The organism is Hydrogenophilus islandicus (assembly GCF_054657095.1).
On the sequence record NZ_BAAHXE010000012.1, the window covers coordinates 23,045 to 43,472 of the forward strand.

17 protein-coding genes are annotated in these 20,428 nt (G+C 63.2%); 5 read left to right on the forward strand and 12 right to left on the reverse strand.

Features of this window, described 5'->3' with window-relative positions; genetic code table 11:
* Positions 1-5: 5 nt before the first annotated feature.
* From ACYQ6T_RS05400 to alaS, 4 genes are read left to right on the forward strand one after another with little or no spacing between them, the layout of a single operon-like run.
* Complete coding sequence (locus ACYQ6T_RS05400) at positions 6-794, forward strand: hypothetical protein (RefSeq protein ID WP_459828588.1); 789 nt, start codon at positions 6-8, stop codon at positions 792-794.
* On the forward strand, positions 730-2,202 hold the full coding sequence (locus ACYQ6T_RS05405; RefSeq protein WP_459828590.1) for a 3'-5' exonuclease: 1,473 nt from the start codon (positions 730-732) through the stop codon (positions 2,200-2,202). The genes ACYQ6T_RS05400 and ACYQ6T_RS05405 overlap by 65 nt, the downstream gene beginning before the upstream one ends.
* Before the next feature lie 9 nt (positions 2,203-2,211).
* On the forward strand, positions 2,212-4,209 hold the full coding sequence (locus ACYQ6T_RS05410) for a VC_2705 family sodium/solute symporter (protein WP_459828592.1): 1,998 nt from the start codon (positions 2,212-2,214) through the stop codon (positions 4,207-4,209).
* Between the two features lie 36 nt (positions 4,210-4,245).
* Positions 4,246-6,849, forward strand: a complete 2,604-nt coding sequence (gene alaS, locus ACYQ6T_RS05415; protein WP_459828594.1) for an alanine--tRNA ligase — start codon at positions 4,246-4,248, stop codon at positions 6,847-6,849.
* 15 nt (positions 6,850-6,864) lie between these two features.
* Here alaS and ACYQ6T_RS05420 read toward each other — a convergent pair whose 3' ends face one another.
* The 12 genes from ACYQ6T_RS05420 to ACYQ6T_RS05475 form a co-directional block, all read right to left on the reverse strand.
* Positions 6,865-8,721: a GGDEF domain-containing protein gene (locus ACYQ6T_RS05420; protein WP_459828596.1), complete on the reverse strand. Its 1,857-nt coding sequence runs from the start codon at positions 8,719-8,721 to the stop codon at positions 6,865-6,867.
* 26 nt (positions 8,722-8,747) lie between these two features.
* Positions 8,748-10,154 (reverse strand): phosphomannomutase/phosphoglucomutase, encoded by a 1,407-nt coding sequence (locus ACYQ6T_RS05425; RefSeq protein WP_459828598.1) that lies wholly within the window; start codon positions 10,152-10,154, stop codon positions 8,748-8,750.
* Positions 10,155-10,203: 49 nt separating this feature from the next.
* Positions 10,204-10,413: a zinc-finger domain-containing protein gene (locus ACYQ6T_RS05430; protein ID WP_459828600.1), complete on the reverse strand. Its 210-nt coding sequence runs from the start codon at positions 10,411-10,413 to the stop codon at positions 10,204-10,206.
* A gap of 10 nt (positions 10,414-10,423) precedes the next feature.
* On the reverse strand, positions 10,424-11,344 hold the full coding sequence (locus ACYQ6T_RS05435; RefSeq protein WP_459828601.1) for a branched-chain amino acid transaminase: 921 nt from the start codon (positions 11,342-11,344) through the stop codon (positions 10,424-10,426).
* Positions 11,345-11,423: 79 nt separating this feature from the next.
* Positions 11,424-11,828, reverse strand: a complete 405-nt coding sequence (locus ACYQ6T_RS05440; RefSeq protein ID WP_459828602.1) for a CBS domain-containing protein — start codon at positions 11,826-11,828, stop codon at positions 11,424-11,426.
* Positions 11,829-11,837: 9 nt separating this feature from the next.
* Complete coding sequence (gene nqrM, locus ACYQ6T_RS05445; RefSeq protein ID WP_459828604.1) at positions 11,838-12,023, reverse strand: (Na+)-NQR maturation NqrM; 186 nt, start codon at positions 12,021-12,023, stop codon at positions 11,838-11,840.
* A gap of 25 nt (positions 12,024-12,048) precedes the next feature.
* Complete coding sequence (gene nqrF / locus ACYQ6T_RS05450; RefSeq protein ID WP_459828605.1) at positions 12,049-13,263, reverse strand: NADH:ubiquinone reductase (Na(+)-transporting) subunit F; 1,215 nt, start codon at positions 13,261-13,263, stop codon at positions 12,049-12,051.
* Between the two features lie 12 nt (positions 13,264-13,275).
* A complete protein-coding gene (nqrE, locus tag ACYQ6T_RS05455; protein ID WP_459828606.1) occupies positions 13,276-13,881 on the reverse strand; it encodes an NADH:ubiquinone reductase (Na(+)-transporting) subunit E in 606 nt (201 codons plus the stop codon).
* A 1-nt stretch (position 13,882) separates the two neighbouring features.
* A complete protein-coding gene (locus ACYQ6T_RS05460; RefSeq protein ID WP_459828608.1) occupies positions 13,883-14,539 on the reverse strand; it encodes an NADH:ubiquinone reductase (Na(+)-transporting) subunit D in 657 nt (218 codons plus the stop codon).
* The gene (locus tag ACYQ6T_RS05465; protein WP_459828610.1) at positions 14,536-15,360 is read right to left on the reverse strand and encodes a Na(+)-translocating NADH-quinone reductase subunit C; all 825 of its coding nucleotides are present in this window, start codon (positions 15,358-15,360) and stop codon (positions 14,536-14,538) included. Before ACYQ6T_RS05465 ends, ACYQ6T_RS05460 begins: the two co-directional genes overlap by 4 nt.
* On the reverse strand, positions 15,347-16,558 hold the full coding sequence (locus ACYQ6T_RS05470; RefSeq protein ID WP_459828612.1) for an NADH:ubiquinone reductase (Na(+)-transporting) subunit B: 1,212 nt from the start codon (positions 16,556-16,558) through the stop codon (positions 15,347-15,349). The genes ACYQ6T_RS05465 and ACYQ6T_RS05470 overlap by 14 nt, the downstream gene beginning before the upstream one ends.
* The gene (locus ACYQ6T_RS05475) at positions 16,558-17,916 is read right to left on the reverse strand and encodes a Na(+)-translocating NADH-quinone reductase subunit A (protein ID WP_459828614.1); all 1,359 of its coding nucleotides are present in this window, start codon (positions 17,914-17,916) and stop codon (positions 16,558-16,560) included. The genes ACYQ6T_RS05470 and ACYQ6T_RS05475 overlap by 1 nt, the downstream gene beginning before the upstream one ends.
* A gap of 182 nt (positions 17,917-18,098) precedes the next feature.
* Between ACYQ6T_RS05475 and ACYQ6T_RS05480 the strand changes: the two genes are divergently transcribed.
* A complete protein-coding gene (locus ACYQ6T_RS05480) occupies positions 18,099-20,414 on the forward strand; it encodes an NADP-dependent malic enzyme (protein WP_459828616.1) in 2,316 nt (771 codons plus the stop codon).
* Positions 20,415-20,428 lie beyond the last annotated feature (14 nt).

Sequence of the window (20,428 nt, forward strand, 5' to 3'; positions counted from 1 at the left end):
GCGCGATGAAAGGAGACGCACGCGTCCGTTTCTGGCTCACCTTCGCGGTGGTGGCCGCACTGGTCACCGTCCCCTTTGGGCTGACGCTCTTTTTCGTCTGGCTCGATATGGACGAGATCCAGAGAAATCTCCTGCGGATGTTGGCCCCCCACTGGCTACCGATCGGCACGGTCGCAACAGTCTTCAGCTTACTCCTTGCGGCGCTGCTTCTCCAGCGCCTGGTTCGCCGCTATGTCCAGGGGTTGTCCGCGATGGCCGAGCAGCTCGACGTGATGCGCACGGCGGCGAGCGGTTTTCGCATTCCCGAAGAGGGCCCGCCTGAGGTGCAACAGGTGGCGCGGGCGGCGAATCGCTTGGCGGAGGCGATGGAGGGGGCGCGCGACGCGGTGGAGCGGCGCGTGATCGAGGCGACGCGGTCGGCGGAGAGAGAGCGGAACCGTTTGGCGGCGTTGATGGCGCAGCTCGACGAGGCGGTCGTCGTCTGTAATCCCGAGGGTCGGGTGTTGCTCTACAACGAAGCGGCGCGACGGCTCGTTGCGGCGTTTGTCAGCGAACGGGCTCAGGTGGCGGCAACCAGTGCGTTGGGGCTCGGGCGGACGCTCTTCACCTGGATCGATCCGGCGGTGCTTGGCCACGCGCTCGATCGGGTGCGTGGTGAACTCCAGGCAGGGGGGGGAGGCGCCGCGCGCGCGGTTTGTGATCGTCGCGCCGACGGGGCGGGTTGCTCGGGTGCGGGTTGCACCCGTCACCGAGAGTGCGGAGAAGCGTCTCTCTGGCTTTGTTCTGGTGATTGATGACGTCACCGAGATGCTCGAGCGGGAGGAGGGGCGCAGCCAGGTGCTTTTCGAGATGACCGAAGGGAACCGGGCGTCGCTCGCCAACATTCAGATGGCGGCCGAGATGCTCGCGCAAGCTGACCTCAGCGCCGCCCTTGCCGAGCGCTTCCGCGGGGTGATTGCGCGCGAGTTAGCGGTGATGCGTTCGCGCTTGGACCGCGCCGTGGTCGCGATGCGCGAAACGCTCTCTGAGCGCTGGCCGAGGGAACCGATCGCAGTGAGCGAATTGGTGGCGCTCGCGGCGCAATTTGTCGGCGAACGCCTGGGGGTTCGCGTCGATGAGGAGCGCACCGATGGGGAGCTTTGGGTTGCGGCCGACGCCTTTTCCTGGATCCGGATGGTGGCGGCGATCACCGAACGGCTGCGCGACGATTATGGGGCCGAGCGAATCCTCTTTCGCGTCACGAGCGACTCCGGCGATTGGGTTCTCTGGGACCTGGTCTGGCAGGGGGGGGCACTGAGCACCGAAATCGTCTCGGGCTGGGAGCTCGAACCGGTGGTGGTGCAGGGCGAACGCTACCCCTTTACCGTGCGCGAGGTGCTCGAGCGTCATGGTGCAGCGATGTGGTTCGACCGGGTGAAGGCGCGGCATGAAGCTTTTCTCCGCTGGATGCTCCCCCAAGAGGAGCGTTCGCAAACGGTGGCGGAACGGCAAGGTGCCGAGTCGGCGTGCGCACCACCGAGCGCCTCGCCCAGCGAATCGGCTCGGCCGCTCTTTTTCGATTTCGACCTCTTTGCCTGGGGAGAGACGGCGGGCGATTGGGACGAGCGCCGGCTCACGGAGCTGCAGTACACCGTCTTTGATACCGAAACCACCGGGTTGCGCCCGTCAGAAGGGGACGAGATCATCCAGATCGGTGCAGTGCGGATCGTCAATGGGCGGCTGCTCCGCGAAGAGGCGTTTGAGCAGCTGATCGACCCCAAACGGCCCCTTTCGCCCGAGTCGGTGGCGATCCACGGCATCCAACCCGAGATGCTGGAGGGGCAGCCGACGGCCGAGGTGGTGCTGCCCCTCTTTCACCGTTACGCCGAAGGGACGGTGCTGGTCGCGCATAACGCCGCGTTCGACATGCGCTTTCTCGAGCTCAAAGAGCGCCAATTGGGGATCCGCTTCGACCAACCGGTGCTCGATACGCTGCTTCTTGCCTACGTCCTCTTCCCGAATCAAGATTCGAACCGTTTGGAAGCGCTCGCGGAACGGTTCGGCATCCGGATCGTCGGGCGCCACACGGCGCTTGGGGACGCGATCGTGACCGCCGAAGCCTTTTTGAAGATGATCCCGCTTCTTGAGGAGCGGGGAATCACCACGCTCAAAGCGGCGCGCGAGGCGGCGCAGAGAACCTATCTCGCGAAGTTGCGCTACTGAGGTGTTTCGTTGCGCTCTCCAGCACGCTTTTTCCTGACCCTGGGCCTGGGTATCGCCCTTTTCCTTGCCGCGGCAGCTTTTGCCGAGCGGCGCGGCGTCTCCCCGGAGCTCCTGGGGCTTCTTTTTCTCGTCGCGACTGTTGCGCTCTACGCGGGAATCGGTGTGGCGATGCGCACGCAAGACGTCGTCGAGTACTACGTTGCGGGTCGGCGCGTCCCTGGCATTGCCAACGGCATGGCGACCGCTGCCGACTGGATGAGCGCCGCGTCGTTCATTGGGCTTGCCGGCGTCATCTACCACGAAGGGTTCGAGGGGTTGGCCTACCTCACGGGGTGGACGGGGGGGTTTGTCCTCGTTGCCCTCTTTTTTGGCCCCTATCTCCGGAAATTCGGCCAATTCACGGTTCCCGAGCTGGTCGGCGAACGCTACGGCCCGACGGCGGAGTGGCTCGCGGTCTTTGCGGTGGTGCTCGCCTCGTTTGTCTATCTGGTCGCGCAAATCTACGCGGTGGGATTGGTCGCAAGCCGCTTTGCCAATGTCCCCTTCGAGATCGGCCTCTTCGTGGGGCTTGCCGGTATCCTCGTTTGCTCCTTTTTGGGGGGGATGCGGGGGGTGACCTGGACGCAGGTCTCCCAATACCTCATCTTGATCGTTGCCTATGTGGCTCCGCTCGTGCTGCTCGCGCAGGAGCGCTTTGCGACACCGTTCCCGCACCTCGCGCTGCCTCATCTCGTTGCAGCGGAAGAGGCGATCGAGCGACGGGTCACCTTCGATCCGGCAGAGCAGGCGGTGCGCTCTCTTTTTGCCGACGAGGCGCACCACTACCGTGCGCTCCTTGCCGGTTGGCCGCAAAGTGTCGACCCAGAGCGGCTGCGATTGTGGCAGCTGTGGCAAACGGCGCGCGAAGAGGAGGGGCAAGATCCGCAGATGGTGCGCCGGATCGAGGCGGAGTTGCGTGCCTTTGCGCAAGGTCCCGACGCAGTGCGCGCCTATTGGCAAGAGCGTGTGATCGCAGCGGAGCGCGCCGCTGAACCCCAGCGCCCCTTTTTTGCTGCGTGGCACGGGGCGAGCGCTGAGGAGAAAGAGGCGAAGCGGCGCAATTTTCTAGCCCTGATGTTCGTGTTGATGTTGGGAACTGCGGCACTGCCGCACATTTTGATGCGCTATTACACGACGAGCACCGTCGAGGAGGCGCGGACCTCCACCGCCTGGACCCTCTTTTTCGTCGCGATCCTCTACCTCTGCGCGCCGCTCTACGCCCTCTTTGCCCGGGTTGAACTCGGCCAGTGGCTGGGGGAACCGGTCGATCGCGCGAGCCACTGGCTGGCGCACTGGACCCGCATCGGGCTTGCGACCTTTTTGGACCGCAATGGCGACGGCCTCATCCAGAGTGCCGAGTTGCAGTTGAGCCCCGACGCCGTGGTCCTCGCGCTTCCGGAGCTGAGTGCGCTCCCCTACTTCATCACGGGGCTCGTCGCCGCAGGGGCTCTGGCCTCGGCACTCTCCACTGCCGACGGGCTGCTCCTCACCATCTCCAACGCCTTGGGGCACGACATCTACTACAAGAGAATCGCGAAAGGGCGGACAAGCACCCACCGGCGGCTGCTGGTGAATAAAACGGTGCTGTTGCTCACGGCGGTTCTAGCGGCGTGGGTGGCGTCTCTGCGGCTCGACACGATCCTCCTTTTGGTCGGGCTCTCGTTCTCGCTTGCTGCGGCAACCCTCTTTCCGACGGTGCTCCTGGGGATTTTTTGGTCGCGCGCGACCCGGATCGGCGCGGTGGTCGCGATGGTGGGGGGACTCGTGGTGAGTCTCCTCTACTACGTGCTCAACCACCCCGTCTTCGGTTTTACCTCCGATTACCGCATCTGGGGGATCGATCCGGTGGCGTGCGGTGTCTTTGGCGTCGCATTCGGTTTCCTGGCCCACGGCGTCGTTGGGCTCTTCGGGTGGGGACAGGCGCCGCGTGACCGTGCTTTTGTCGCCAGGATGCAGCGGCCGGAGTGATAGAATCGCATCTTCCCGCATGATCCTGGAACCGCGATGAAAACCGCAGAGATCCGTCAAGCTTTCCTGGACTTCTTCCGCAGCAAAGGGCATGAGGTGGTGCCGTCGAGCTCGCTCGTTCCCCACGGCGACCCGACTCTGCTCTTTACCAATGCGGGCATGAACCAATTCAAGGATGTCTTCCTCGGCTTCGATGAACGGCCCTACAAGCGGGCGACGACAGCGCAAAAATGCGTGCGTGCCGGCGGCAAGCACAACGACCTCGAGAATGTCGGCTATACCGCGCGCCACCACACCTTCTTCGAGATGCTTGGCAACTTCAGCTTTGGCGACTACTTCAAGCGCGAAGCGATCCACTATGCGTGGGAACTGGTCACACGCCTCTTCGCCATTCCTGAGGAGCGGTTGTGGGTGACCGTCTATGCCGAGGATGAAGAGGCTTACCGCATCTGGACCGACGAGATTGGGGTACCCCGCGAGCGGGTGGTACGCATCGGTGACAACAAAGGGGGGCGGTACGCCTCCGACAACTTCTGGATGATGGGCGACACCGGCCCGTGCGGCCCCTGCACCGAGATCTTCTATGACCACGGGCCCGAGATTCCGGGAGGCCCGCCGGGATCGCCCGACGAGGATGGCGACCGCTACATCGAGATCTGGAACCTGGTCTTCATGCAGTTCAACCGCGACGAAAAGGGGGAGATGCACCCACTCCCCAAACCGAGCGTCGATACCGGCATGGGGCTCGAACGGATCGCCGCGGTGCTGCAAGGGGTCCATTCCAACTACGAGATCGACCTCTTCAAGACGCTCATCGCCGCCGCACGCGACGTCACCGGTGCCGCCGACCCGCAGAGCCCCAGCCTCAAAGTGTTGGCCGACCACAGCCGCGCGGCAAGTTTTCTCATCGCCGACGGGGTGATTCCCGCGAACGAAGGGCGGGGCTATGTGCTGCGGCGCATCATCCGGCGCGCGATCCGCCACGGCTGGAAACTGGGGGTGCGTGCTCCCTTCTTCTGGCGGCTGGTCGCGCCGGTGGTCGCCGAGATGGGGGAGGCCTATCCTGAACTTTCCGCGCGCCAGCGGGTGATCGAAGAGACGCTCAAGAGCGAAGAAGAGCGGTTCTTCGCGACGATCGCCAACGGCATGGCGATGCTGGAGAGTGCGATCGCGGAGCTCGAGGCGCACGGCGGCCGGATGCTCGACGGGGAGGTGGCGTTCAAACTCCACGATACCTTCGGCTTTCCGCTCGACCTCACTGCCGACGTCTTGCGCGAGCGGGGGCTCACTGTCGACGCCGAAGGATTTGACCGGGCGATGGCGCGGCAGCGGGAGATGGCCCGCGCGGCCGGCAAATTCAAGGTGAACCTCGCAGCGATCGACTACGCCGGCCCTGCGACCCCTTTTGAAGGCTACTCGCGGCTCGAGGTCGAGAGCGAAGTGGTGGCGATCTACCGCGAAGGGTCGCCGGTTGCGGAGCTTCTTGAAGGGGAGAGTGGCGTGGTGGTGCTCGCCGCGACCCCCTTCTACGCCGAATCGGGGGGGCAAGTCGGGGATCGGGGGGAATTGCGCGCGCCTGACGGGCTCTTTGCCGTGCTCGATACCCAGAAGATCCGTGCCGATGTCCACGGCCACCACGGCGTCGTGACGACCGGCGTCGTGCGGGTGGGCGATCGGGTCCGGGCGCGCGTCGATGAGGCGGCGCGGCGGGCTACGGCGCGGCACCACTCGGCAACGCACTTACTGCACAAGGCGCTCCGTGACCTCTTGGGGTCTCACGTCGAGCAGAAGGGCTCTGAAGTCTCCCCCGAACGGCTACGGTTCGACTTCTCCCACAGCAAACCCTTGAGTGCGGAAGAGATCGCGGCAATCGAGCGGCGAATCCTCACTGAGGTGCTCGCAAACGTTCCAGTGGTTGCCGAAGTGATGCCGCTCGAGGAGGCGAAACGGTCGGGCGCGGTGATGCTCTTTGGCGAAAAGTATGGCGAAACGGTCCGGGTGTTGACGATCGGGAGCTCCAAAGAGCTCTGCGGCGGGACCCACGTCGCGCGCACCGGGGATATTGGCCTGGTGAAGATCACGCTCGAGACCGCGATCGCTGCTGGTATTCGCCGGATCGAAGCGGTGGCGGGCGACGCGGCGCTCGCCTTCATCCAGGAGATGGAGGCGACGCTCGCCCGCGCTGCGCAGACCCTTAAGGTGGCGCCGAGCGACGTGCCGCAGCGGGTAGCGGCGCTCACTGAGGCGCTGCGGGCCGCGGAAAAGGGGCGCGAGAAGGCGGTCGAGCGGGCGGCGAACCTGCAGTCGGAGCTCCTTGCCGCCCGCGCGCAAACTGTTGCCGGGTGCGCGAAGGTCGTTGCCGCGGTCGAGGTCGATTCGCTCGAGATGTTGAAGCGCTTGGCGGAACACACCCGCGACCGGCTGGGGGCGCAGGGGGCGGTGCTGCTCGGTGCCGTCATCGACGGCAAAGCGGTGGTCGTTGCCGCAGTAGGGAAAGAGGCGAGCACCACACTCAAGGCGGGTGATTGGGTGAAACGGGTCGCGGCGGCGATGGGCGGGCGCGGGGGCGGGAAACCCGAATTTGCCCAAGCCGGAGGGGGCGACCCCGCGCAACTTGCTGCGGCGCTCGCAAGCGCCTAAGCGCGTCTCGGTAACTCAGTGGCTCTTCTCTTGCCAGAGATCGGGCGTGAACCGCACCACGCGGTTTCGCCCGCTCTCCTTCGCATGGTAGAGCGCGACGTCGGCGAATTTGACCACCTGCCAGAACCCATCGGCGTCGGCGGGGAAGTCGGCGACCCCGATCGAGAGGGTTTTGCGAATCGTCTCGCCTGTTGGAAGGGCAATTTCAGCGGTTTCGAGTCGACTGCGGATCTTTTCGGCAACCGGTAACGCAGCTTCCGCCGGGGTGTCGACGAGCACGACAAGAAACTCTTCCCCGCCAAAGCGCACCACCCAGTCGCTGGCCCGCACCGTCTCCTGGAGGAGCTTGGCGACGAAGCGGATCACCGTGTCGCCCGCGTCGTGGCCATAGGTGTCGTTCACGATCTTGAAGTAGTCGATATCGACCATCAGGACCGCGAGGTGACTGCGGTTACGCAGCGTCTGGGCAATGAGAAGCTCGACCGACTCCTCCAAAAAGCGGCGGTTTCTGAGCCCCGTGAGGGGGTCCCTCAGCGCACTCTCGCGCAGTTGCGCCATCAACCGTTTCGATTCGAGCACCGGTGCCGCTTCATTGACGAAGAGGCGAAACTCCTCGGCAGCGTTGATGATCTGTTGGGGGTCACTTCTGGGCGTTCGCCACTGGATGACCGCCCCCACTTGGCCCGAGAAGAGAATCGGGAAGCAGCAGTAGCCCCAGTCGGGGTGGTGGGGGGTGACCCGTTGCGCGGTGCAGAGCAGCGGATCGCTCACCCCTTCGACGAGGTGACCGGTGCGGACTGCGCGGCAGAGTTCAGGGGTGGTGTGGATCGCGGGATCGCAGCCGCTGCAGCACGGCTCAAGGGTGACGCCGTCACTGCCCAAAGCGACGATCTCCTGCCCCCGCACCTCAAGCAGCGCCACTTCAGGAATGGCAAAGCGCGACTGCGCGAGGTGCGCGATGCGCTGGTAGATCTCCGCGGGGGTGCGATCCTCTTCGATCGCCTGCTTGAAGTGGGTGATCGCCGCCATTGTCGTCACCGCGTCGACCACCGCGTGGAGTTGATTCTTAGCGAGCTGCCGCCGGCCAGTGACGAGCGCGATCTGCTCAGTGATCGCGGTGAGCGCCTGCGCGATCGCCTCGACCAGACGGTTCACCTCGGAGGCAATCGTGCCGGTTTCATCGTTGCTCCTCGCTTCAATCCGACGGTCGAATCGCCCTTCGACCCCTTCATGGACCACCTCGGTGATCACCTGCGCAGTGGTGGTCACGGGTTGCAAGAGCCGATTGAGGAGCCACAGGAGCGAGACGGCGAAGATCCCTACCGCAAGGACGATTCCGCCCACGGTGAGGAGCGCGTGGGTGCGTAGGGCATCGAGCGAGAGGGTCACGGTGATCGCGCCGAGGACCGACCCCTCTGGGACTTGGTGGCACTGCAGGCAGTTGACTGTGCCGTCAGGGCGCGCGACGTAGGGGATCGTCGCGCGAAAGAAGACTTCGGTCGCGGTCTCCTCGGTGGCGAAGTGGGGTTGCCCGCTTGTGAGCACCTGCCGTTCGATCGGGTCGGGCTCGCGCTCCCCTCTGCGGGCGGTGCCAAACTGCTCGTCGACGAGCGGGGAGCGCACCACCGCGACGTGTCGGAGATGGGGCACATCGCGCAGCCGCTCGAGGTAGCGCTGCCGCTCGCCGATCGTGCCCAAGAGCATCATCTCGGTGAGCGACACCCGCACCGAATCGGCCAAGGTCTGGGCGTGGGCGGTTGCGGCGGTCAGCGAAAAGGCGCGGAAGGCGATGAGCGCGATTGCGGCGAGGACCACGACGAGCGCACCGCTTGCAGCAAGGTAGAAGGCGCTGATTTTCGTTGCGAGGCGCATCTCCTTCTCCTTGCAATGAGCGGTGTTTACCCCCGTAACGGCCGCAGATCGATCTCCGGCCAGACGGTGGCGAGCGCGTGGGCGAAATCGTCCCGGATCCGTTGCAGCGCCGCGTCGTTATCGGCCTCGAAGCGCAGCACCAACACGGGGGTGGTGTTCGACGCGCGCGCGAGGCCAAAGCCGTCGGGGTATTCGACACGCACGCCATCGAGCGTCACCACTTCGCGGGCGCCGGTAAAGTCGCGGTAGCGCTGGAGGCGCTCGATCAGTTGATGCGGTTCCCCTTCGCGCATTGGGATGTTGAGCTCAGGGGTGCTGAGCGAATTGGGGAGCGCCTCGAGCCGTGCGGAGGGATCGGTGTCGCGTGAGAGGATTTCGAGGAGCCGCGCAGCGGCATAGAGGCCGTCGTCGAACCCGTACCACCGCTCTTTGAAGAAGATGTGCCCGCTCATCTCGCCGGCAAGGAGCGCCCCACTCTCTTTGAGTTTCTGTTTGATGAAGGCGTGCCCCGTCTTCCACATGAGCGGCTTGCCGCCGTGGTCACGAATCCACGGGGCAAGGAGGCGGGTACATTTGACATCAAAAAGGATCGTCGCGCCCGGGTTGCGGGTAAGCAGATCGGCAGCAAAGAGCATCAGCTGGCGGTCGGGGAAGATCACCGCGCCGCTGCGGGTGACAACCCCGAGGCGGTCCCCGTCGCCGTCAAAGGCGAGCCCGAGCTCCGCGTCGGTCTCAGTCACCCGCGCGATCAGTTCGCGGAGGTTTGCGAGCTTCGACGGGTCGGGGTGGTGGTTCGGGAAGGTGCCATCCACCTCGCAATAGAGGCACTCGACTTGCGCGCCAAGCGCCGTGAGGAGCGCTGGGGCGACACTTCCGGCAACGCCGTTCCCGCAGTCGATGACGATGCGCATGGGCCGCGCGAGGCGAACGTCGCTCGCGATGCGCGCAAGGTACGCAGGAACGACATCGACGGCGCGGTTCGCTGCAGGTTGCGGTGCGGTGACGAGGTCGCGTTCGGCGAGCCGGCGGCGGAGATCGGCGATCAGTGGCCCGTAGAGGGTTTCGCCCGCGAGGACCATCTTGAAGCCGTTGTATTCGGGCGGGTTGTGGCTGCCGGTGACCGAGACGCAGGAGCGGGTCCCGAGGTGTTCCGCGGCGAAGTAGGTGACGGGGGTGGGGACGCAGCCGATGTCGATCACCCCGACGCCGGCGTGGCGAATGCCGCGGCCGAGCGCTTCAGCCAAGGTGGGCCCCGAGAGGCGGCCGTCGCGACCGATGACGATTTCGCTCACCCCCCTTCGTACCGCTTCGCTCCCCAATGCCCAACCGATCGCAAAGGCCGCCTCGGCGGTGAGGGTCTCGTCGACGATCCCGCGGATGTCGTAGGCTTTGAAGATCGACGCGGCGGGGAGAAACGGCGCTGCTGGGCTCATCGAGGCGCTCCTTTCATACAAAATCGACGGGAATGCGCGTGCATTCCGCCTAGTGGTGGCCTTTGGGGGGTTCGCCGACGAAGACGAACTCACGGCTGCAGTAGGGGCAGATTGCTTTGCCGTTCTTCACCGGGTCAAGGTAGACGCGGGGGTGGAGGAGCGCGACCGGCTCATTGGGAAGCGGACAGCAGAGGGGGAGGTCGTTGGCGGTGACGGTGATGACGCGCTCTTTGCGGACCGAATCAAGCGGGTTACTCATCGCTTTTTCCTTAGACGTAAGCAAGCCAGTGGTCGTACTCCGGGGCGCGGCCGTTCACGATCTCAAAGTAGCGCGCCTGGATCCGTTCGGTGATCGGCCCACGGCTTCCCGAGCCGATCACCCGGTCGTCGAGTTCGCGAATCGGGGTAACTTCGGCGGCGGTGCCGGTGAAGAAGGCTTCGTCGGCGATGTAGATGTCGTCGCGGGTGAGGCGGCGGCTGGTGAGCGGAATACCCAGTTCGCGCGCGATGTGGTGCACCGTGTCGCGGGTAATCCCGGTGAGCGCGCAGGCGATTTCGGGTTCGATGAGTTGCCCGTTTTTGACGATGAAGAGGTTCTCTCCCGCCCCTTCGGCAACAAACCCCATCGTGTCGAGGAGCAGCGCTTCGTCGTAGCCGTGACGCGTCACTTCGAGGTTGGCGAGGATCGAGTTGGCGTAGGTACTCGCGACCTTGGCGCGCGGCATGGTGACGTTCACGTGCTGGCGCTGGTACGAGGAGGTCTTGACGCGGATCCCCTTTTGCAGCCCCTCTTCACCGAGGTAAGCCCCCCAGGGCCACGCCGCGATCGCGACGTGGACCGATGCGCCGCGCGGTGAGACCCCCATCTTCTCCGAGCCATAGAAGACGATCGGGCGGATGTAGCACGATTCAAGCTGGTTGGCTCGCACCACCTCTTTTTGTGCCTCCATCAGCTCCTCGAGCGAATAGGGGATCGGCATCTGGTAGATTTTTGCCGAGTTGAGCAGCCGTTCGGTGTGTTCGCGCAGGCGGAAGATCGCCGTGCCCCGGGTGGTTGCGTAGGCGCGCAGCCCTTCAAAGACCGAGAGGCCGTAGTGGAGCGAGTGGGTCAGCACATGGGTGGTTGCTTCGCGCCACGGGACGAGTTTGCCATCGTACCAAATGAAACCGTCGCGATCCGACATCGACATCGCTGAGCTCCTTTGAGCGAAAGGAAATGAAACCGATTGTAGCGCAACGCGCCGGCCCCCAAAAGGGGGCGGAATGACATTACACAGTATGGAGGATTTTTGCTAGGGTTGCGATGAGGCGTGCGCGATCCAGAACGCCGATGAGCACGCCATTTTCGAGGACCGGGAAGGTGTGGTAGTGGTGTTCGGTAAAGGCGCGGGCGGCGTCGAGCAGTGTGTCGTTAGCGTCGAGGGTGACCACCTTGTGGCTCATCGAGTCACCTACGCTGCCGGCCAGTTCGTTGAGATAGGCGTCAGCGATGAGCGGCTTCAACAGGTCCTTTTCCGAGAAGAAGCCGATCAATTGGCCAAAGCGGTCGACAACCGGAGCCCCATTGACGCGGTGGGTGACGAACGCTTCAAGAGCTTCCGCAAGCGGGGTTTCCGGGGTAAAGACGAGGGGGTCGCGGCGGACAAAATCGCGGACAAAGAAGTCGGTGAGCATTTCGCCTCCTTACTGGTTCGCTTCACGACCCGTTTTTCGGGGGCAGGGGCGGCTACACCCCCCATCGCAGGAGATGCCAAACCGCCCCAGCCCCCCGCACGACCCTTGAAGCGCGTTGCGGCCGAAAAGTACCCCCACTGCCGCAAGGAGGATAAAGAGGAGAAAAGCGGCAAGGGTGACCCAAAAGGTGCTCATCACGCGCTCCTATCGCCAGCTGGAATCAGCCGCCGAAATCGTCGAAGAGGATATTCTCACGCTCGACCCCCAAATCGAGCAACATCCGGGTGACCGCCGCGGTCATCACCGGTGGTCCGCAAAGATAGTATTCACAATCTTCAGGTGCCGGGTGGTCCTTCAGATAGTGTTCGTAGAGGACATTATGGATGAAACCGGTGTAGCCTGTCCAGTGGTCTTCCGGTTGGGGGTCAGAGAGGGCGATGAACCAGCGGAAGTTGGGATACTTCTCTTGGAGCCGGTTGAAGTCGTCGACGTAGAAGAGCTCTTTCTTCGACCGAGCGCCGTACCAAAAGGTGATTTTGCGTTTGCTGTGGAGACGCTCGAGCTGGTCGAAGATGTGCGAACGCATCGGCGCCATCCCCGCGCCCCCCCCGATGAAGACCATTTCGTTGTCGGTCTCGCGGGCAAAAAATTCCCCGAAGGGGCCGGAGATTGTCACCTGATCCCCCGGTTTGAGGCCGAAGATGTAGGAGGACATCTTCCCCGGAGGAACACCCGGACGGGGCGGCGTGGCGATGCGCACGTTGAGCATGATGATCCCCCGTTCCAAGGGGTAGTTGGCCATCGAGTAGGCGCGCACGATCGGCTCATCGACCTGGGAGACCAAGTCGAAGAGTCCCATTTTCTCCCAGTCGCTGCGAAAGGGTTCAGGAATGTCGAAATCTTTGAACGCGCGGACGTGCGGGGGGGCTTCGATCTGGATGTAGCCACCAGCACGGAAGTCGACGTTTTCCCCAGGGGGGAGTTCGAGGACCAGCTCTTTGATGAAGGTGGCGACATTGCGGTTGCTCTTGACGGTGCAGGTCCATTTTTTGATTCCGAAGACCTCTTCGGGGACTTCGATTTTCATCGGTTGCTTGACAGCCACCTGACAGGAGAGGCGATATCCTTCGCGCGCCATTTTTTTGTTGATGTGGGCCGCTTCGGTGGGGAGCAGCGCGCCGCCTCCGTCCAGCACCTTGACTTTGCACTGCCCGCAGGAGCCGCCGCCGCCACAGGCGGAGCTGACGAAGAGCTTGGCGTCGGCCAATGCGCCGAGGAGTTTGGCGCCAACCGGTGCGTCGATCGTTCGCTCACCGTTGATTTCGATCGGAACCGTGCCGCTTGCGACCAGCCGCTTCCGCGCGGCGAGGATGAACGCCACCAGGAGGCCGACGATTGCGACAAAGAAAAAGACGCCCAGAATGACTTCGACCATAAGTGCGTTCCGTTACAGTTTCAGACCGGAAAATGCCATGAAGCCGAGCGCCATCAACCCTGCAGTCATGAAGGCGCTCCCCAACCCCTGAAGACCGGCGGGGATGTCAGCGTATTTGAGTTTCTCGCGCACTGCGGCCATCAGGGTGATCGCAACGGCCCAGCCGAGACCGGAGCCGACGCCATAGACGACGCTCTCGGCGAAATGGTAGTCGCGCTCCACCATGAAGAGGGTGCCTCCGAGAATTGCGCAATTGACCGTGATGAGCGGCAGAAAGATGCCCAGCGCGTTGTAGAGGGCGGGGACATAGCGATCGAGAAACATCTCGAGCACTTGAACGACCGCTGCGATCAACCCGATAAAACTCAAAAAGCCGAGAAAGGAGAGGTCGACCTCGGGAAGGCCCGCCCACGCCAGCGCCCCTTCGGCAAGAAGGTAACGGTTGAGGAGGTTGTTGATCGGCATCGTGATCCCCTGGACGACCACGACCGCGACTCCCAAACCGATCGCGGTTTCGATCCGCTTGGAGATCGCAAGGAAGGTGCACATCCCCAGAAAGAACGAGAGCGCCAGGTTTTCGATGAAGACGGCAGAGATGAAGAGGTTGATGAGCTCCATCTCACACCCCCTCCTGCGGTGCAGGCTGAACCCGGAATTCGGCCACTTCGCGCTGTTTGGGCTGCCACGTGCGCACCGCCCAGATGATGAGCCCGATGAGGAAGAAAGCGCTCGGGGGAAGGAGCAAGAGGCCGTTCGGAACGTACCACCCCCCCTCGGTCACGGTGTGCAGAACGGGGTGACCGAAGAGGGTTCCCGAGCCCAGGAGTTCGCGAATGAAACCGACCGTGAGAAGGATCGCACTGTAACCGAGCCCATTGCCGATTCCGTCCCAGAAGCTTGCAAGGGGCGGGTGACTCATCGCGTAGGCTTCGGCACGCCCCATCACGATGCAGTTGGTGATGATGAGCCCGACAAAGACGGAGAGCTCCCGGCTGATCTCAAAAGCAAAAGCCTTGAGGAACTGGTCGACGACGATCACCAGGGTGCTGATGATCGTCATCTGGATGATGATGCGGATCGATCCCGGGATATGTTCGCGGATGAGGCTGATGAAGAGGTTCGAGAAGGCGGTGACCAGTGTGAGCGCGATCGCCATGGTGAGCGCGGTGGCGAGCTTGGAGGTCACCGCAAGTGCCGAACAGATGCCGAGCACTTGCAGAATGATGGGGTTGTTGTCGAGAATCGGTTGCGTCAAGGTTTTGCGGATGTCGCTCATCGCTTGCCTCCCTGCTGAAGCTCCTGGAGGAACGGACCGTAAGCCCGTTCGCTCAACCAGAAACGGACGGTCTGGTCGACCCCCTTCGACGTGAGCGTCGCGCCCGCCAGGCCGTCGACCGTGAAGCGTGCGTCAGGGTGGCTGGGGTCGACGTGTCCCTTGATGACACGGATCGCCACTCGGCCGTTTTCGTCATAGGTCACTTTGCCGGGCCACAACGCTCGCCATTTGGGGTTTTCAACTTCGCCACCAAGGCCAGGCGTTTCAGCCTGCTGGTAAAACTTGAGGCCGCGGATCGTCTTGCCGTCTCCTTCCAGCGCAAGAAAGCCCCACATCGTCGACCAAAGCCCCGAGCCGTGGATCGGCAAAACCACCGTCTCTACCCGACCGTTCGCGTCCCGTTTGAGATAGACCGGCATCACTTTGGGGAGCCGCTTGATTCCTGCCGGGTCTTCGGCGCGCGCGAGGGGGCGAGACCAGTTGGGATCGCGCACGATCTTCTGCGGATCGGCCGGAAGCGGCGGTTCTTCGTCAAGGACCCGACCGCTTCCCAATTCGACCCAGACCCGTTCGAGCGTCTCCAGAGCCTGAGCGGGGGAGACAGGGCTGGCAGGTTGCCAAAGACCGGCGACTTCGACGATATTTTTGGCGCGAAAGGTTGCCTGGTTCTGCTGCTGCAGCGGCCGCAGGGTCACTACGGTGGCAGAGACAAGAGCCGCGCAGAAGAAACAGACGACGAGCGCGACCGCAACGATTTTGCGCAGGTCGTCGTTGGGCAGTGACCAGATCGCTTTCCAATTGACTGTTTCAGAGTGAGACATAACGACGCTCCCGTCGAGCAATGTGCCACCGCATCACCAGGTAGTCGATGAACGGCGCCCAGACGTTGGCAAAGAGCACCGCGAGCATCGCCCCTTCGGGGAAGGCGGGGTTGGCGACGCGAATCAACACCACCATAAAGCCGATGAGGAGGCCAAAAATCCAGCGCCCCGCTTGTGTCATCGATGCGGAAACAGGGTCGGTGGCCATGAAGAACATCGCGAGCATCAACCCGCCGACGACAAAGTGCCAGTACCAGGGCATCGCGGCCATCGGGTTACTATCGGGGCCGAACCAGTTGAAGAGATAAGAGGTGACGACCACGCCGATCGCGACGCCAGCGACGATCCGCCACGAGGCGATCTTGGTGTAGAGAAGAAAGAGCCCGCCGATAAGGAGCGCGAGCGCCGAGGTCTCTCCGAGCGAGCCGGGAATCAAACCGAGGAAGGCGTCCCACCAGGTGTAACCCGCTTGGGCAATTCCGGCCATCCCGTCGCTGGCGCCGACCGAGAGCGGCGTTGCCCGCGCGTAGCCGTCAACGGCAACCCAGACGGTGTCACCCGAAAGGGCGCTGGGGTAGGCAAAGAAGAGGAAGACGCGGCCCGTGAGCGCGGGGTTGAGAAAGTTCTTGCCGGTTCCGCCGAAGATCTCTTTGCCGAAGACGACGCCAAAGCTGATGCCCAGCGCGACCAGCCAAAGCGGGGCGTTGGGCGGCATCGTCAACGTGTAGAGCATCGAGGTGACGAGAAAACCCTCATTGATCTCGTGTTTGCGGACGATGGCAAAAAGGACCTCCCACAGCCCCCCGACGACCAGCGTGGTGAGGTAGATCGGCAGAAAGTGGAGGAGACCGAGGAAGAAGTTGCCGATCCAGCTTCCCGGATCGAACGAAAAACCGAGCGCGAGGTAGAGCGCCCCCCGCCAGTCGCTCTTTTCCGCGCCAAAGGTGCTCACTGCCAGGTTTGCCTGGTAGCCGGTGTTCACGCAGGCCATCAGGACCGCAGGAATGAGCGCGACGACGACGTAACTCATCATCCGTTTGAGGTCGATCGCGTCGCGCACGTGGGGGGCGCTTTTCGTCGTCTGGTTGGTCCAGAAGAGGAAGGTTTCGACCATCTCATAGAGGGGGTACCACCGTTCCCACTTGCCTCCGGGCAAGAAGTGGGGTTCCCAGTGATGGAAACGATCACGCAGTGACATTAACCCTCCCGTTCAATTTTGTTGAGTGCGGCGCGCAGGTAGGCGCCATAATCGGTTTTGCCGACGCAGGCAAAAGAGAAGAGGGCGACATCCTCCTCTTCGAGCTCCAGGCACCCGAGCTTTTGGGCCATGTCGGTATCACCAACCACCAAATAGCGGAGGAGTTGGGTTGGGAGAAGCTCGAGCGGGCAGATCTCTTCGAAGATCCCCGTCGGGATCATCGCGCGCGGGCTTCCCTGTTGCGCGGTAGTGAAACGCGGGGGTTCGCCGCGCGAGAAGAGGACGCGAAAAAGGGAAAAACGGGGCAATAGGGGGTTGAGCCACCCAAGGAGCGGCCGCTCCTCCCGCTTCGGTTCGGGGAGGACGCTCACCTGCAGGTGGTAGCGCCCAAGAAATGCGAGCGCCCCGACTGCTCGCCGTCCGTCGAGCGGTGAACCGGAGATCGGGCGACAGGGGCCATCGCGGAGCTCTCCATCGAGAAGCGACTCGATGCTTGCACCCAACGGCACCCGGAGGAGGCGCGGTTGCCGTACCATTTCGCCCCCCAGCGCGATCACCCGTTCAGTGTCGAGGCGCCCTTCGAGAAAGAGGGTACCGATGGCGATCACATCCTGGTAGTTGAGGTACCAAACCGTTCGGTCGAGCGAGACCGGTTCAAGGAAGTGGATGTGGGTGCCGGGAAGACCCGCTGGGTGAGGGCCAGCAAAAGCGACCGCGCAAAAGCGCGCCCCTTCCGGCATCGGCAGCCGCTCTCCTGGAGGTTGACAGAGGTAGATCCGTCCGTCGGTCAGGGGCTGGAGGACGGCGAGTCCCGCACGGAACGCGTCACCGCGTTCGCCAATCACCGCGATGGGGTCGGCGGCAAGGGGACGGGTATCGATCGCAGTGACGAAGATCGCGGCGGGGCGGGATGATGGATCGGGAATTCGGCCAAAGGGGCGGGTGCGAAATGCAGTCCAGAGGCCACTGGCGCAGAGGCGCGAGATGACCGTTTCGGCTTCCATTTCTCCCAGCTGCTGGGGAGAAACAGCCGGGTAGGTGGGTGCTCCGGCGTCAGGGTCGTCGGACACTTCGATCACGACATTGAGGAGCGCACGCCGGGCTCCCCTTTCGATGGCGACCACCGTGCCACTGACGGGCGACGTGAAGAGAACGTTGGGGTATTTTTTGTGAGCAAAGAGGGGCGCCCCTTTGGTGACCCGATCCCCTTCGCTCACCGCCATTTTGGGCCGCAAGCCGGGATAATCGGGGCCGAGCAGGGCTACGCGGCGAATCGGGTTGGCGCAACGCCCTATTTCCTGCTGGGGTGCTCCAGGAAGCGGCAGGGTAAGCCCTCGCGTGAGCGTCACCGTGTGCATGGTTGCACTCTTCTCTGTCCCGTTTGGATAAAATCGCGGGATTGTACCTTCGCTGAACCGAGATTGAATCATTCTAAAGAGAGATTCAACGCAATCCTTTTTTATCGCAGAATTACCCCGTACTAGGCTGCGAGCGGTAAACTCTCTCTGACAGCAACGCACCACCCGATTGGAGGCATCGCATGACATCCCACGATCCCGCTTTCCGCGAAGCGGCGCTCGACTACCATCGCCATCCCACCCCTGGGAAGATTTCGGTCGTTCCGACGAAGAGCCTGTCGAATCAACGCGATCTGGCGCTCGCCTATTCGCCCGGGGTGGCGTATGCCTGCGAGGAGATCGCGAAAGATCCGCTGAAAACGTACGAATTCACCTCGCGCGGCAATCTCGTCGCGGTGATTACCAACGGCACCGCGGTGCTCGGGCTCGGGAACATCGGCCCGTATGCGGCCAAGCCGGTGATGGAAGGGAAAGGGTGCCTGTTTAAAAAGTTCGCCGGGATCGACGTCTTCGATATCGAGCTCGACGCGAACGACCCCGATAAGGTGGTGGAGATTGTCGCCGCGCTCGAGCCGACGTTGGGTGGGGTGAACCTTGAGGACATCAAGGCGCCCGAGTGTTTCTATATTGAGCGCAAACTCCGCGAGCGGATGAAGATCCCGGTCTTTCACGACGACCAGCACGGCACGGCGATCATCGCCTCGGCAGCGCTCATCAACGGATTGATCGTCGTCGGCAAACGGATCGACGAGGTGAAGCTCGTCTGCTCGGGCGCTGGCGCGGCGGCGATCGCCTGTCTCGACCTGATGTGTCGCTTGGGATTGCGGCGCGAGAACGTCTTTGTCTGCGACTCCAAAGGGGTGATCACTGAGGGGCGCGAGCCCAACATGGAACCCAACAAGGCGCGTTACGCGCAGCGGACATCGGCACGAACGCTTGCCGAGGTGATCGAGGGGGCCGACGTCTTCCTGGGGCTTTCGCAGGGCGGGGTGCTGAAGCCTGAGATGGTCGCGCGCATGGCCAAAGACCCGCTGATCTTTGCGCTCGCGAACCCAACCCCGGAGATCCTTCCGGAGGAGGCGAAGCAGGTGCGGCCCGACGCGGTGATCGCCACCGGCCGGTCGGACTACCCGAACCAGGTGAACAACGTCCTCTGCTTCCCGTTTATCTTTCGCGGCGCGCTCGACGTTGGGGCGACAACGATTACTGAGGAGATGAAGATCGCCTGTGTTCACGCAATCGCGGAGCTCGCGCGGGCCGAAACGAACGACGTGGTCGCGAATGCCTATGGCGGAATTGAGCTCACCTTTGGGCGCGACTACCTGATTCCCAAACCCTTCGATCCTCGGCTGATCGTGCGCATTGCCCCGGCGGTGGCGAAAGCGGCGATCGATTCGGGGGTGGCGACACGGCCGATCGACGATTTCGACGCCTACCGGGCGCAGTTGCAGAATTTCGTCTACCACTCCGGCGTGGTGATGAAGCCGATCTTCACCGTGGCCCGGGCTTTGCCGACTGAGCAGAAGCGGGTGATCTACTGCGAAGGGGAGGACGAACGGGTTCTGCATGCGGCGCGCGCGGTGATCGATGAGGGGTTGGCACGGCCGATCCTCATCGGACGGCCGGCGGTCATCGAGATGCGGCTGAAGAAAATCGGCTTGCAACTGGAGCCGGGGCGCGACTTCGATCTGGTGAACCCCGAATCGGACCCCCGCTACAAGGAGCTGTGGCAGCAGTACCACAGGATGATGGCGCGGCGGGGCATCACCCCCGAGATTGCCAAGGCGCGGATGCGGCGCGACACGACGTTGATCGGCGCGATGCTCCTCAAAAACGGCGAGGCCGACGCGGTGATCTGTGGTACTTTCGGGACCTACGACTACCACCTGCAACATGTCCGCGATGTCATTGGGCTCGCCCCCGACGCGAAGCTCCTGGCGGCGATGAACATCGTGATGACGGGGAAATATACCCTTGCCGTTGCCGATACCTACGTGAACTACGACCCCACGGCAGACGAGGTCGCGCAAATTGCCGCGATGGCCGCGGACGAGTTCGCCCGTTTCGGGATTGAACCGCGGGTAGCGCTTCTTTCCCACTCCAACTTCGGTTCGGCCAATACTCCGTCGGCACGCAAGATGCGGGAAGCGCGCGAGCTCCTGCGCGCGTTGCGCCCCGAACTCAACATGGACGGCGAGATGCACGCCGACTCGGCCCTGTCACACGAGGTGCGGAGCCGCCTCATCGACGACGAGTTGTGCACACTCACCGGAGAAGCCAATGTCTTGATCATGCCGTCGCTCGATGCGGCGAACATCGCCTTTAATCTCGTGAAGCAAGTGTCGGGGCAGGGGGTTTCCGTCGGACCGATGCTCTTGGGTCCGGCACTCCCGATCCAGATTTTGACCCCGTCGGCGACGGTGCGGCGGTTGGTGAACATGACCGCGGTAGCGGTCGTCGACGCCCACGAGCTTCGTGAGCGACTCTTTGCACGCTGAAAGGGGGTGATTGA